The 15,091-nt window shown below is 38.9% G+C and carries 11 protein-coding genes; 10 read left to right on the top strand and 1 reads right to left on the bottom strand.

The features are described from left to right. The first annotated feature begins 287 nt into the window (after positions 1-287). The 6 genes from DRF57_RS13500 to DRF57_RS13475 are packed head-to-tail and all read left to right on the top strand — an operon-like array spanning position 288 to position 10,252. Positions 288-2,663 (top strand): glycoside hydrolase family 127 protein, encoded by a 2,376-nt coding sequence (locus DRF57_RS13500; RefSeq protein ID WP_115919030.1) that lies wholly within the window; start codon positions 288-290, stop codon positions 2,661-2,663. Between the two features lie 33 nt (positions 2,664-2,696). Then, entirely contained in the window at positions 2,697-4,601 is a 1,905-nt protein-coding gene (locus tag DRF57_RS13495) for a sialate O-acetylesterase (protein WP_115919028.1), read from the top strand. Positions 4,602-4,629: 28 nt separating this feature from the next. Beyond that, positions 4,630-6,075, top strand: a complete 1,446-nt coding sequence (locus DRF57_RS13490; RefSeq protein ID WP_115919026.1) for an MFS transporter — start codon at positions 4,630-4,632, stop codon at positions 6,073-6,075. Between the two features lie 10 nt (positions 6,076-6,085). After that, positions 6,086-7,195: an endo-1,4-beta-xylanase gene (locus tag DRF57_RS13485; RefSeq protein WP_115919044.1), complete on the top strand. Its 1,110-nt coding sequence runs from the start codon at positions 6,086-6,088 to the stop codon at positions 7,193-7,195. A gap of 21 nt (positions 7,196-7,216) precedes the next feature. After that, positions 7,217-8,191 (top strand): glycoside hydrolase family 43 protein, encoded by a 975-nt coding sequence (locus tag DRF57_RS13480; protein WP_115919024.1) that lies wholly within the window; start codon positions 7,217-7,219, stop codon positions 8,189-8,191. A 27-nt stretch (positions 8,192-8,218) separates the two neighbouring features. Continuing rightward, a complete protein-coding gene (locus tag DRF57_RS13475) occupies positions 8,219-10,252 on the top strand; it encodes an alpha-glucuronidase (protein ID WP_115919022.1) in 2,034 nt (677 codons plus the stop codon). Positions 10,253-10,379: 127 nt separating this feature from the next. Here DRF57_RS13475 and DRF57_RS13470 read toward each other — a convergent pair whose 3' ends face one another. Next, positions 10,380-10,976 (bottom strand): hypothetical protein, encoded by a 597-nt coding sequence (locus DRF57_RS13470; protein WP_115919020.1) that lies wholly within the window; start codon positions 10,974-10,976, stop codon positions 10,380-10,382. Positions 10,977-11,131: 155 nt separating this feature from the next. Here DRF57_RS13470 and DRF57_RS13465 point away from each other — a divergent pair, with 155 nt between their 5' ends. The 4 genes from DRF57_RS13465 to DRF57_RS13450 all read left to right on the top strand — a co-directional run bounded on the left by DRF57_RS13465 (position 11,132) and on the right by DRF57_RS13450 (position 15,082). Beyond that, on the top strand, positions 11,132-12,004 hold the full coding sequence (locus tag DRF57_RS13465) for an AraC family transcriptional regulator (protein WP_115919018.1): 873 nt from the start codon (positions 11,132-11,134) through the stop codon (positions 12,002-12,004). A gap of 90 nt (positions 12,005-12,094) precedes the next feature. Next, positions 12,095-12,748: a fructose-6-phosphate aldolase gene (gene fsa, locus DRF57_RS13460; protein ID WP_115919016.1), complete on the top strand. Its 654-nt coding sequence runs from the start codon at positions 12,095-12,097 to the stop codon at positions 12,746-12,748. 89 nt (positions 12,749-12,837) lie between these two features. Continuing rightward, positions 12,838-14,022, top strand: a complete 1,185-nt coding sequence (galK, locus tag DRF57_RS13455) for a galactokinase (protein ID WP_115919014.1) — start codon at positions 12,838-12,840, stop codon at positions 14,020-14,022. Further along, a complete protein-coding gene (locus DRF57_RS13450; protein WP_115919012.1) occupies positions 14,006-15,082 on the top strand; it encodes a UDP-glucose--hexose-1-phosphate uridylyltransferase in 1,077 nt (358 codons plus the stop codon). Before galK ends, DRF57_RS13450 begins: the two co-directional genes overlap by 17 nt. Positions 15,083-15,091: the final 9 nt, after the last annotated feature.

Here is a 15,091-nt window from a genome sequence, read left to right as displayed (position 1 = left end):
CATGTAAATAGGCTTAACGTTAAAAATACGATAAGGCATCATTGATATTGTTTAAATTTTCACTAAAATATACCCTGAATTCATTTTCATAGGGAATCGTATGATTTTTCGGTTTCGTTTTTTTGTAAATTGATTATCTTATTTTTTATGATAAGGTATTGCAATTTTGTCTGTTTATAGGGCTTTATGAAAGGTTTAAAATGAAAAAATGAATGAACCGGACTCAAAAAATGTTTCGTATATAGATTCTTTCCATTACTTTAGAAATGTTGAATTGACATTTATCTATGACCCCAAAACTTTCAGTTCTTTTATTGTGTTTTGTTTCATTTACCTCAGCGCAGGTGAAGGAGAGAATTCACTATTTTCCTTTGGAAACTGTAAAGTTATCAGAGAGTGTTTTCAATAAAGCCATGATGGCAGACCGGAAATATCTCATGGCGATGGAGCCGGACAGATTGCTGGCTCCCTATCTGAAAGAAGCTGGTTTAAGACCAAAATCCGAAAATTATCCCAACTGGGAAAATACAGGTCTGGACGGGCATATAGGAGGGCATTATATTTCAGCATTATCCCTGATGTATGCTTCTACAGGAGATGCTGCAATACAACAGAGAATTGATTATATGATCAGTGAGCTGGAACGCTGTCAGAAAGCCTCTTCGGACGGATACATTTCAGGAATTCCCGATGGAAAAAAGATCTGGAAAGAAATAAAACTAGGAAATATAAGAGCTTCAGGCTTTGGTTTGAATGACCGCTGGGTGCCTTTGTATAATATTCACAAACTGTACTCAGGATTACGCGACGCATATTGGTATGCCAAAAATGAAAAAGCAAAGACAATGCTCATCAGACTCACAGATTGGATGATGAATGAAGTTTCAGACCTTTCTGATGAACAGATACAGGATATGCTGCGCAGTGAACATGGAGGACTCAACGAAGTTTTTGCGGATGTTTATGATATCACTCATGACAAAAAATATCTGCAGCTGGCTCACCGCTTTTCCCATCAGGCTATCCTTACTCCTCTTTTAGCAGGAGAAGATAAACTTACAGGGCTTCATGCGAATACACAGATTCCAAAAGTAATCGGATACAAGCATATTGCCGATCTTGAAAATAACGAGTCCTGGAGTAATGCCGCTGACTTTTTCTGGCATAACGTTACCGGGAAAAGATCTTCAGTTATTGGCGGAAACAGTGTCAGTGAACATTTTAACCCTGTCAATGATTTCAGCAGTATGATAAAAAGTATTGAAGGTCCCGAAACCTGCAATACCTATAATATGCTGAAGCTGACCAAAGAGCTTTATGCAACGCAGCCTGAATCTTATTATATCGATTATTACGAAAAAGCTTTATACAATCATATCCTTTCCACAGAAAATCATGATCAGGGAGGTTTTGTGTACTTTACGCCAATGCGTCCCGGACACTACCGTGTTTATTCACAGCCTCAGACCAGCTTCTGGTGCTGTGTAGGATCCGGAATGGAAAATCATGCCAAATATGGAGAAATGATTTATGCCCGGTCAGATAAGGATTTATATGTGAACCTGTTTATCCCTTCCACATTGACATGGAAGCAGCAAAAAATAGTTCTCCGTCAGGTCAATAACTTCCCGGAAGTTCCTGAAACAACATTGATCTTTGATGCTGCAGGAAAGTCAGAATTTGATTTAAAACTGAGATGTCCGGACTGGACCACTCCTTCAGAAGTAAAAATTCTGATCAATGGAAAGCAGGAAAAAGTACAGCGTGGTTCAGATGGCTATTTTACGCTGACTAAAAAATGGAAGAAAGGAGATGTGGTGAAAATGATTTTACCCATGCATCTATCTGCAGAACAACTTCCTGACCATTCCAATTATTATGCATTTAAATACGGTCCTGTAGTGCTTGCCGCAAAATACGGTACTGAAAACCAACAGGGACTTCTTGCGGACGATAGCAGAGGCGGCCATATTGCTCATGGTCCGCAGATTCCTTTAAACGAAATTCCAGTTATCCTTGGAAATCCTTCCGAAGTGGTCAGCCATGTTACACCTTTGAACAATAAACCGCTCAACTTTGCCGTTACAGGGCTTTATCCGTCTGAAAAATTTGGAAAAGGTTTAGATCTTGTGCCATTTTACAGTATTCATGCAGAAAGATATATTCTGTACTGGCCTCAGGCTGACAAAAACGAAATAGAGAATACATTGAAGCAAAAGACAAAAGAAGAAGCGGAAACCAGAAAGCTGGATATGATCACAGCAGATAAAATCCAATTGGGCGAACAGCAGCCGGAATCAGACCATTTTATAGAAAGCAAAGACTCTGGCACAGGATATATGGAAGACCGTCATTTCCGCGATGCTAAAGGCTGGTTCAGTTACCAGATGAAAAATAACGGAAAAAATGCTTCATACCTTTACGTTCTGTATTTTGATGCGAATACCAGCCGTACGCTGAATATTGAGATCAACGGTAAAAAAATCATGACTCAAAATCTGGAAGGAAAGTCCGGAAGTTCACCACAATATCTGGCCGTTCCGATACCTGATTCAGAAAAGAATAAAGAAAATCTTACTGTAAAATTCCTGACAGATGAAAAATTGATGACCGCTAAAATCATCGAAGTCCGTTTACTTAAAGGAAAATACGAAAAGCAATAAAAGCTGAACTAAAAATAAAAACAGATTTTTTCCATGAAAAACAGAACCCTATACTTATTATTTTTTCTTGCAGCCATTTGCAGTTTTGATGCAAAAGTAAGGCTGCCTGCTTTGGTTTCAGACGGAATGATCCTTCAGAGAAACCAGGATCTGAAAATCTGGGGATATGCAGATGCAGGAGAAAAAATTATGGTTAAGTTTATCGGTAAAACCTATAATGCTACAGCTGATCAGAATGGCAATTGGTCTCTAACACTTCCAAAACTTAAAGCCGGCGGCCCGTATACCATGTCAATTAATGAGATCACCCTTAAAGATATTCTTATTGGTGATGTGTGGGTGGCTTCAGGACAATCCAATATGGAACTTCCGATGCGCAGGCTGACACCTCTGTATGAAAATGAAATTAAAAATGCCAATAATCAGAATATAAGATTCTTCACGGTTCCGCAGAAATACAATTTTAAAGCTCCGCAAAATGATCTTGACGGAGGGAAGTGGGAAAGTACAAATCCTCAGACGATACTTGATTTTTCTGGGGTTGCTTATTTCTTTGCCAAAGAACTGAATGAAAAAAATAAAGTTCCAGTAGGAATCATTAATACCAGTCTGGGAGGCTCTCCGGTTCAGGCTTGGATGGATGAAAAATCACTGAAAAAATACCCGGAATACCTGGCTGAAGCAGAAAAATGGAAAAATGATGATCTGATACAGTCTACAGAATCCCAGGAAAGATCTTTAAGCAAAGCATGGTATGCAGAGCTGGATCAGAGTGACATCGGTTTCAATCAGCACTGGGAAAAAGATAACGCTAGTGATTCCGGATGGAAAACCATGATGGTGCCGGGCTCATGGGAAGATCAGGAAGGTCCGTTTGACGGTTCGGTGTGGTTCCGTAAAGAAATTATCCTGCCTAAAGGAGCAGACCAGAAAACAGCATTTTTAAATCTGGGAAGAATAAAAGATGCTGATATTACTTATATTAATGGAATTAAAGTAGGAAATGTAACCTATGAATATCCGCCACGCTGGTATGACATTCCCAAAGGTGTTTTAAAAGAAGGAAAGAACGTCATTACGGTAAGAGTCATCAATGGCAGCGGAAAAGGACAGTTTATTGCAGATAAACCATATTACTTAGAAATTGACGGACAAAAAACAGACCTTAAAGGCGAGTGGAAATATAAAATAGGAGCAAAAATGGAAAAAATGGCTCCCGGACAGACATTTATCCGCTGGAAACCGGTAGGACTTTATAATGCTATGATTAACCCGCTGATTAATTATAAGATCAGAGGATTTATCTGGTATCAGGGGGAAAGTAATACAGGAAAGCCAAAAGAATACGGAGATTTGTTATCAACAATGATTTCACTTTGGCGTTCAAAATGGAACAAGAATGATATGCTGTTCTTCATTGTACAGCTGGCTAATTTTATGGAGAAAAAAGATGAACCTCTGGATAGTGGTTGGGCAGAACTGAGAGAGCAGCAGAGACGGGTTTCTCTCAATATTCCTTACACAGGACTTGCTGTAGCCATTGATTTGGGAGAATGGAATGATATTCATCCCTTAAATAAAAAAACAGTGGGTGGCAGGCTGGCTTTACAGGCCTTGAAAATCGGAGAAGGCAAAAAAATCATAGCTGACGGACCCGTTTATCAGTCAATGAAAACAGAAGGTAATACCATTATTTTATCCTTTAAACCTGGTACAGATGATCTGGTACAGGGAAGCCTTAAAGGTTTTGCCATACAGCAGAAAGACGGCCGTTATCAATGGGCAAAAGCAGAAGCAAAAGATAATGAGGTCATTGTCTGGAATGATCAGATCACCAATCCTGTCAATGTACGTTATGATTGGGCAGACAACCCAGACGGCAATCTTAAAAACACAAGCGGGCTGCCTGCTTCACCTTTTACAACAGAAAAAAATTAATTTAACATAGAAAACCTTATCAAAATCAATGGATAATCAGCCACAAAAAATATCGGTAATAGAGAAAGTGGGGTACAGCTTAGGAGATCTGGCGGCCAACCTTGTTTTTCAGACCTTAGTTACCTACCTGACCTATTTTTATACAGATATTTACGGACTAAAACCAGAGGATGCCTCTGTCATCACCCTTACCGTAGGTTTAATTGCCGGATTTGGCTTTAACCCGCTTATCGGAGCCCTGGCAGACCGTACAAGCTCGCGATGGGGAAAATTCCGCCCATGGATTTTATTTACCGCTGTGCCGCTTGGTATTGCTGCACTGTTAGCCTTCAGTACCCCTCATTTTTCTTATCAGGGCAAAATGATCTATGCTGCGGTTACCTATTCATTATTATTGTTATTATATGCATCCAATAACCTGCCTTATGCTGCTTTGAGCGGCGTTATCACGGGAGATATGAGTGAACGTAACAGTATTTCTTCGTATCGTTTTGTAGCTGTGATGTTTGCACAGTTTTTTGTGCAGGTTTTTATGCTGCCTATCATTTTATATGTAGGCCATGGAGACAAAGCACAGGGAATTGAGACCGTTATGACATGGCTGGCTGTGATCGGATCTGTGATGCTGCTGATCACCTTTTTTACCACCAAAGAAAGAATCATTCCCAAGCCGGAGCAGAAATCAAGCCTGAAAGAAGATCTAAAAGATTTATTCCAAAACAGGCCATGGATTATTATGCTTACCGTGACAGCATTTATATTTATCACCCTGGCAATGAAGGGAGGATCTTATGTATATTATTTTAATAATTATGTGGATGAAAATGCTCTGAAGAATTTTATTTCACCCATTACAGCATTTTTTAATTCTGCAGGGATGAATTTCTTTGGGGAAGATCCCAAGTCTGCAGGATTCGGATTGTTTAATGCAGGAGGAATTGTGATGATGATTGTAGGCATTACCTTCTCTAAAAAATTGGCAGACAGATTTGGAAAACGTGATACTTTTATTGCCTCATTATTCATCTCTACACTTTTTATTCTGTTTTTTATCTTCTATCCTCCGAAAGCAGTGGGAATTATGTTCTTGTCACAGATTTTACACGGATTCTTTTACGGAATCAGCACACCGCTTTTGTGGGCTATGATTGCCGATGTCGCCGACTATTCGGAATGGAAGAATAACCGCAGGGCAACAGCTATTATTTTCTCGGCTATGATGGTAGGACTTAAGGTGGGTCTCAGCATCGGAAGCTCTCTGGTAGCTTTGATCATTGGAAAATATGGATACATTTCAGTACATGGAAATGAGCAGGTTATTCAGCCTGAAACAGTGGCAGCAGGAGCAAAGATGCTCGTGAGCATATTCCCGTCCATTCCATTTTTCATTGCCTGCGGACTGCTTTTATTGTATAAAATCAACAAAAAAATGGAAGTTCAGATTGAAAAAGATCTGGCTGAAAGAAGAAAATAAAACTAACAATATGAAACGTATTTTAATTGGTTTGGCAGCAATTACCGCTTCAGGTCTGTCGGCACAGAAATCTGACGGTACTTTAAAAAAAGCATTTCAGGATAAATTTTACATCGGGACCGCGATGAGTCTTCCTCAGATTGACGGTACAGATCAGAAAGCAGCAGCGATTATCAAAAAACAATTCAGCTCTATTGTTGCCGAAAATTGCATGAAATCTATGTTCTTGCAGCCTCAGGAAGGAAAGTTCTTCTTTGATGATGCCGATAAATTTGTTGATTTCGGGATGAAAAATAATATGTTCATCATCGGACATACGTTAATCTGGCATTCCCAGCTTCCAAAATGGTTTTTTACAGACAGCAACGGAAAGGATGTTTCTCCGGAAGTATTGAAACAACGAATGAAAAATCATATTACAACAGTAGTTTCCCGTTACAAAGGAAAAGTAAAAGGATGGGATGTGGTCAATGAAGCGATTCTTGAAGACGGAACCTACAGGAAAAGTAAGTTTTACGAAATCCTGGGTGAAAATTTTATTCCTTTAGCATTTCAGTATGCACAGGAAGCTGATCCCAATGCAGAATTATATTACAACGATTATAATGAATGGTATCCTGAAAAGGTAAAAACAGTCATCAAGATGGTTGAAAAGCTTAAATCGAAAGGAATCCGTATTGATGGAGTAGGAATGCAGGCTCATGTTGGCATGGATACCCCTTCCATGGATGAATATGAAAAAGCAATCCTGGCGTATTCCAATGCAGGAGTTAAGGTCAATATTACAGAACTGGAAATTAGTGCGCTGCCCTCTCCTTGGGGAAGTTCTGCCAATGTTTCAGATACTGTTGCCTATCAGAAAGAAATGAATCCTTACACCAAAGGTCTTCCCAATGAAGTAGAAACGAAATGGGAAAAGCGTTATCTTGACTTCTTTGGTCTGTTCTTGAAACACAAAGATAAAATAAGAAGAGTAACCTTATGGGGAGTTACCGACAAGCAGTCCTGGAAAAATGATTTTCCTGTGAAAGGCAGGACAGATTATCCGTTACTTTTTGACAGAAAAGACCAGGAGAAACCTGTAGTACAAAAAATAATAAAATTGGCAGAGAAAAATTAAAATCAATAGAATTTTTACTTAATGAAAAAATCAAAATATTTATTCCCGGAAGATTATATGGCAGACCCTTCCGTTCACGTTTTTGAAGATAAAATCTATATCTATCCTTCTCATGACCGCGAAAGCGGAATTGAAGAAAATGATAACGGGGATCACTTCGATATGAATGATTACCATGTTTTCTCAATGGATGATGTAGACAGCGGAGAAATTAAAGATCATGGCGTAGTACTTTCGGTAAAAGATATTCTGTGGGCGGGAAGACAGCTGTGGGATTGCGATGTTGCCTTCAAAGACGGCAAATATTATATGTATTTTCCTCTGAAGGATCAAAATGATATCTTCAGAATCGGTGTTGCAGTAAGTGATAAACCTTACGGGCCTTTCATTCCTGAAAAACATCCGATGATGGGAAGCTACAGCATTGATCCCTGCATTTTTGAAGATAACGGGAAATATTATATGTATTTTGGAGGAATATGGGGTGGGCAATTGCAGCGCTACAGAGATAATAAGGCACTTGAATCTGCAATAATTCCTGAAAATGACGAGCCTGCAATCCATTCAAAGGTGGCTTTGCTAAGCGATGATATGCTTCAGTTTGCTGAAGCTCCTAAAGACGTTGTCATCATTGATGAAAATGGAAAACCACTGCTTCATGGTGATAAGCACCGCTTTTTTGAAGCGTCATGGATGCATCAGTACAACGGCAAATATTATTTTTCTTATTCAACAGGTGACACCCATCTGATTTGTTATGCAACCGGGGATAATCCTTACGGGCCATTTACTTTTCAGGGAGAAATTCTTACTCCGGTGGTAGGATGGACTACCCATCACAGTATTGTGGAATTCAAAGGGAAATGGTACCTGTTTTTCCATGATTCTATTCCAAGTGGCGGTAAAACATGGCTGAGAAGTATGAAAGTGATTGAACTGGAATACGATCATGAAGGTAAAATCAAAACAATTGAAGGTCTTGAAGACCAGCAATAGAAATTCTTAATTATTTAAAATTTTTCAATGCAATATCTGAGACTCTATATCCTTTTTTTTCTGATGATTCCGCTACTGATTTTCGCAGAGGACGGAAGTCAGCTATGGCTTAGGTTTCCTGCAAAACATGGAATATCAGCAGATAAGATCATTTCCAAAGGCAGCAGTCCTACGCTCAACATTGCCAGAAAAGAGCTGAGCAGCCACTGGCAGGGACAAACGGTGGAACTTCGTACGGAAAATAAAGATAAAAATCTGAAAGACGGTTACAGAATTGTTTCAACGCCTGAAAAAATCGTTATTTCTGCAGGCAAAGAAATAGGACTGTTATATGGAGTCTATCATATTTTACGTTTGCAGCAGACAAAAGCTGATCTGTCTCATGTAAACAGTATTGAAAAACCTTCATACGATGTAAGAGTTCTGGATCATTGGGATAATCTGGACGGAAGTATTGAAAGAGGATACGCCGGAAGATCCCTTTGGAAATGGGGAGATTTACCCGGTAAAATTTCTCCGCGTTACGAAGAATATGCAAGAGCGAATGCTTCTGTGGGAATCAACTCTGTTGTTTTGAATAATGTGAATGCTTCTCCCAATATGCTTAGGGAAGACTACCTTAAAAAAGTCAGGGTTCTGGCTGATATTTTCAGACCTTATGGCATAAAGGTGTATCTTTCCGTGAATTTTTCTTCACCCAAAGTTCTTGGCGGATTACAAAACTCGGATCCATTGAATAAAGATGTACAAAAATGGTGGAAAGATAAAGCTACTGAAATTTACAGACTGATTCCTGATTTCGGAGGATTTTTGGTGAAAGCCAATTCTGAAGGACAGCCTGGACCTCAGGATTACGGAAGAACCCATGCAGATGGAGCCAATATGATGGCTGATGCCTTGAAACCTTACAATGGCATTGTGATGTGGAGAGCATTTGTTTACAGTCCAAGCAAGGATGACAGAGCCAAACAGGCTTATCTTGAATTTGTTCCTCTGGACGGTAAATTCAGGGATAATGTCATTATTCAGATCAAAAACGGCCCTGTTGATTTTCAGCCCCGTGAAGCTTTTAATCCACTTTTCGGAGCATTAAGAAAAACTTCTGAAATGGTAGAGTTTCAGATCACACAGGAATATCTGGGCTTTTCAAACCATCTGGTGTTTCTTGCTCCTTTATTCAAAGAAACATTGGAAAGCGATACTTATTCTGACGGGCAAGGATCTACCATTGCTAAAATTACAGACGGTACTTTAAGACCTGCAAAAATTACAGCTATTTCTGCCGTTGCCAATATTGGGGAAGATACCAACTGGACGGGACATCATTTTGCACAGGCCAACTGGTATGCATTCGGGAGGCTGGCATGGAATCACCAGCTGAGCTCAGAGCAGATTGCAGATGAATGGATTAAAATGACGTTTACAGATGATGAGAACTTCCTGAATCCGGTAAAGGGGATCATGCTTTCCTCCAGGGAAACTGCCGTGGACTATATGATGCCTTTGGGATTACATCATATCTTTGCAGGAGGGCATCACTACGGTCCTGAACCATGGGGAGATTATAAAGGCGGAAGACCGGACTGGTCACCTGTCTATTACCATCAGGCTGATGCGCTGGGATTGGGTTTTAACAGAACAAAAACAGGAAGTAATGCTGTTTCACAGTTTTTTCCGCCACTTAATGAAAGATATGGAAATATCTCAACCTGCCCGGAAAATCTTATCCTTTGGTTTCATCATGTTCCTTGGGATTATAAGATGAAAGACGGAAAAATATTGTGGGATGAGCTGTGCTATACTTATGATTCCGGAGTGAAAAAAGTAAGGGATTATCAGAAAATATGGGACAGAATGGAACCTTATATAGATGAACAGCGGTTTGCTGATGTTCAGTCAAAACTCAGAATTCAGTCCAGGGATGCGATATGGTGGAAAGATGCCTGCCTGCTGTATTTCCAGACTTTTTCTAAAAAGCCGATTCCTTATGACATTGAACGCCCTGTTCATGAACTGGAAGATCTTAAGAAGATTAAGCTGGATATGACACATCACAACTAAAAAAATGAGGCAGCTCTTTTTCTGTTTAGGAAATGGGAGCTGCCTCAAAACAATAAACTGTAAGTAAAATTTTAATCCAAAATAATTGGAATGATCGATATGTCAATCTATCTGTTAATATTCCGGTTTATCGGAGAGAAATCATTTTGTTAAACACATTTCCGTTTTCTTCAACCCGGATGATATATTGGTCTGCTGTTTTGGGATCAAGATCAAAAGTGATATCCACTTTTCCGTCATCAGATTTTCTGCTGGATGTATAATAAGTTGTATTGGAAAGATCAGATACCGAAATGTTTACAGGGCCTTTCACATCAGACATGTGCAGCTTTGCCATATGCCCGGAAATGGTATATTTAGGCTTATGGACAGCACTTACAGGCGCTTTTTCCACTTCCATAACATTATCAGCACTGATTTTTATCCTGTATTTCTCTATTTTCACTTCCGATTCCGCTACCAGATAGTAAGTCCCGGGTGTAAAATTCTGAAAATCATAAGTCTTGGTTACATGATCTCCATCTGCGAGATTCTCGAAAAATAGCTCATCATGTGCATTGTTATAAACAAAAACAGATACACTTTTTGCATTTGAAAGCTCAAAGTTCAATGTTTTGTCTTGTACGTTTCCAAAGGAAAGGGAAAAATCTCTGTCCTTACTCATTACATTTGCTGAGAACAATAAGGCTCCTGCAAAAAATACGGCTTTTAATAATGTGCTCATGGGTTAAGGCTTTTAGAATTGATACTGCAAATCTATGGCAGTAATATTTTTCAGGCTATAAGTAAATTTTCATATTTATGTCTTATATTAACTTTAATTATTGTTATTGATGTGTTATTTGTTAATTTTACATATGAAATTATTTATTTTGTCCTATGAAACTTGTAAGCCCATCTTTTGAAGCCATAAGGCCTACTTTAGGAAGTAGTTTTACCAGTCTGAAATTCCTGGCCAATGAGAATATAAAGTCACATGTCTGGCATTATCATCCCGAGATTGAACTGATTTTTGTCTGTAAAGGCTCTGGAAAAAGACAGATCGGAAGCAGTATTTCTTATTTTTCAGATGGAGACCTGGTTTTGATAGGAAGCAATCTTCCGCACTGCGGGCTTACCAACGAGAATACACATAATGAGTATGAAATGGTTATTCAGTTTAAGTCTGATTTTTTAGGAGAATCTATCTGGAGCATACCGGAGATGCATAGGATTTCTGCTTTGCTTGAAAAGTCCAAGGCAGGAATAGTATTTGGAGAAGACGTGAAAAAAGCAATCGGAAAAGAGATTGTTGAAATGCATGAAGCTTCCTCTTTGGACAAGCTGTGCAGATTCCTGAAAATATTGGATGAGCTGTCTGTTACTCAGGATTACAGAATCTTAAATGCAGGAAAATATTATCTTCAGACACAGATTGAAGACAATGAGAGAATCAATCTTATATTTAATTATGTGAAAGACCATTTCAAAGAATCCATTACCCTGGAAGATGTGGCTGATCTCGCCAATATGAAAGTACCGTCTTTCTGTCGTTATTTTAAAAAAATCACCAACAAGACCTTTACCCGTTTTGTAAATGAATATAGGATTACCCATGCACTCAAGCTTCTGGCGGAGCAGCCTTTGAGCATTACAGAAGTCTGCTTTGAATCCGGGTTTAATAATTTCAGTTATTTTAATAAAACTTTTAAAGAATATATCCAAAAAAGTCCTTCTCAGTACAGGAAAGAGTTTAATTACTTCATGGAATAGTTTTTTGAAGACCAGTAAAAAAATATATTCTCATGATGATTTATCAAAATATAAGTGTAAATTTAACACTTATAAACGATAATAATATCTATGAAATTTTTTATTGATACCGCCAATCTGGCGATGATAGAAGAAGCCAATGCCCTTGGAGTTCTGGACGGGGTAACTACTAATCCTTCATTGATGGCGAAAGAAGGGATCTCAGGAAAGCAAAATATACATCATCATTACCTTGAAATCTGTAATATTGTGGATGGGGATGTAAGTGCTGAAGTATTGGGAATTACTTTCGAAGAAATGATTAAAGAAGGAGAAGAGCTTGCCGCATTACATCCAAGGATTGTTGTAAAAGTTCCTATGACTAAGGATGGAATCAAAGCCATCAGGTATTTTTCTGAAAAAGGGATAAAGACCAATTGTACTCTCGTTTTCTCATCGGGCCAGGCATTACTGGCTGCCAAAGCCGGAGCCACCTATGTTTCTCCGTTTCTGGGAAGGCTGGATGATATTTCTACAGACGGTCTTCATCTGATCTCAGAAATCAGGACAATTTATGACAATTATGCTTTTCAGACACAGATACTGGCAGCTTCTGTCCGACACAGTATGCATATTATCAACTGTGCAAAGATTGGTGCTGATGTTGTGACCTGTCCATTGGCCCCTATACTTTCTCTTCTGAAACATCCGCTTACAGATTCAGGATTAGACCAGTTCATCAAAGATTCAAAAAAAATGAAGTAAGGTCAGGCAGAGAAAGTATAAATCTGTTCTATATTCAGTAGTTTTATACTTTAGATCGCCTAAGATCTGTTTTATCAGAAAAGATTGATATGCATGAACAGTTAATCAACCCAACTATAAATAAGTTTAAAACCGAGTTCAAATCAGAACCCGAACATATTTTCCTTTCGCCGGGAAGAATTAATATTATCGGCGAACATGTAGATTACAGTGATGGTTTTGTATTGCCCGCTGCCATAGATAAATATATCTGTTTTGCCGTCCGTAAGGCTCCTCAGACTAATCTGTGTACAATTGTTGCCAAAGACCTTGGAGAAGACTATACATTTGATGTCACTATGGAGATAAAACCGGTTCAGCAGATGTGGATGAACTATATTCTGGGTGTTTTCAGCCAGCTGCAGAAGCCGGAAAACAAGTTTTGTGGGATGGAAATTGTCTTCAGCAGTACCATTCCGATGGGAGCTGGGCTTTCTTCATCAGCTGCACTTGAATGTGGTTTTGCTTATATCCTCAATGAACTTTTTGATCTTCAGATTTCAAAAAAAGATATTGCTGTGATCGGGCAAAAATCAGAACATTCTTTTGTGGGAGTTCAATGCGGAATTATGGATCAGTTTGCCTCCGTATTCGGGAAGGAAGATAAAGTGATTATGCTCGACTGTAATTCACTTGAGCATCAATATTTCGATGCTGACCTTAAAGGATACAGCCTGCTGCTTTTTGACAGCTGTGTAAAGCATACCCATTTGACATCCGGTTATAATGAAAGGCGTAAAGATGTTGAAAACGGGAAAAAAGTTTTATGGAAAAACTTTCCGGAAACCGAAAAATTCAGGGATTTTACGCTGGCGATGCTTGATATGGTAAAAGAAGAAATGGGAAGTATTTCATATAAAAGATGTCTCTATCTTCTTAAAGAAATCTACAGAGTGGAAATGGCTGCAAAAGCTATTTCAGAAGGAGATATTGAATATCTGGGAACACTTCTCACAGAAACCCATGCCGGGCTTTCAACAGAATTTGAGGTCAGCTGCAATGAACTTGATTTTTTAGTGGAAAATGCATTACTGCAGAAAGGAGTGTTGGGAGCGAGAATCATGGGAGGTGGCTTCGGAGGCTGCAGCATCAACCTGATTCAGGAAAATAAAGCTGAAGAAGTGATCCGGATCATCAGTGAAAAATATCTTGAAAATTTCAATATTCAGATGAAAGTTTATCATGTTAAAATTTCCGACGGGATAAAAGAATACACCAATGAATACATCATTTGACCGTAATAAGCATCCCCACAGAAGATACAATCCTCTATTGGATGAATGGATACTGGTTTCTCCACAACGGGCAAACAGACCATGGCAGGGACAGAAAGAAGATACTACAGAAGAAAATCGACCTGTATACGATCCGGATTGCTATCTGTGTTCCGGGAATATCCGTGCTAATGGAGCCCGAAATCCTGAGTATAAAGGGACTTATGTCTTTAATAATGATTTCGGGGCATTGCTTAATGAAGAAATTGATTTTTCTGAAGAACATTCCGGTTTTTTTACCCTTCTTCCGGAACGCGGAATCAACAGGGTGGTTTGTTTTTCTGAGAATCACAGTCTTACTTTACCGGAAATGTCTGTGGAACAGATAAAAAATGTTGTGGATATATGGCAGGAGCAGTTTAATGAACTGGCTGCTTTGGACCATATCAATTACATTCAAATTTTTGAAAATAAAGGAAGTGTTATGGGCTGCAGTAACCCTCATCCGCATGGTCAGATATGGGCACAGTCGTCAATTCCGGCTATGGTTCATAAAACCCAGGATCAATTGAAATTCTATTTTGAAAATAATAAAAGAACATTATTGGAAGACTATCTTCAGCAGGAAATAACGGCTGGAGAACGCATCGTCACAGAAAATGAACACTTTGTCGCATTGGTGCCGTTTTGGGCGTTATGGCCTTATGAAACAATGATTATAAGTAAGCAGAAAAGAGAAAATATGGCAGGATTTTCTGAGAATGAAAAAGAATCTTTTGCAACTATTCTCCAGACTCTGACCACGATATATGATAATCTCTTTGAAATGTCATTTCCTTATTCTGCGGGAATCCATCAGTCACCCACAGATGGAAAACCACATCCGGAATGGCATTTTCATATGCATTTTTATCCCCCGCTGCTCAGAAGTGCAGAAATAAAGAAATTTATGGTAGGCTATGAAATGCTGGCAGAGCCTCAACGGGACATTACTCCGGAACAAAGCGCAGCCATATTAAGAAACCTTCCTACCATTCACTACAAGAAAAATAATAAAATCAATATCTTTGAAAAAGAATAAGCAAATTGT

The organism is Chryseobacterium rhizosphaerae (assembly GCF_003385455.1).
GTDB lineage: Bacteria > Bacteroidota > Bacteroidia > Flavobacteriales > Weeksellaceae > Chryseobacterium > Chryseobacterium rhizosphaerae.
Note: the sequence above shows the minus strand (reverse complement) of the source record. Positions and strands in the feature narration are given on the sequence as shown.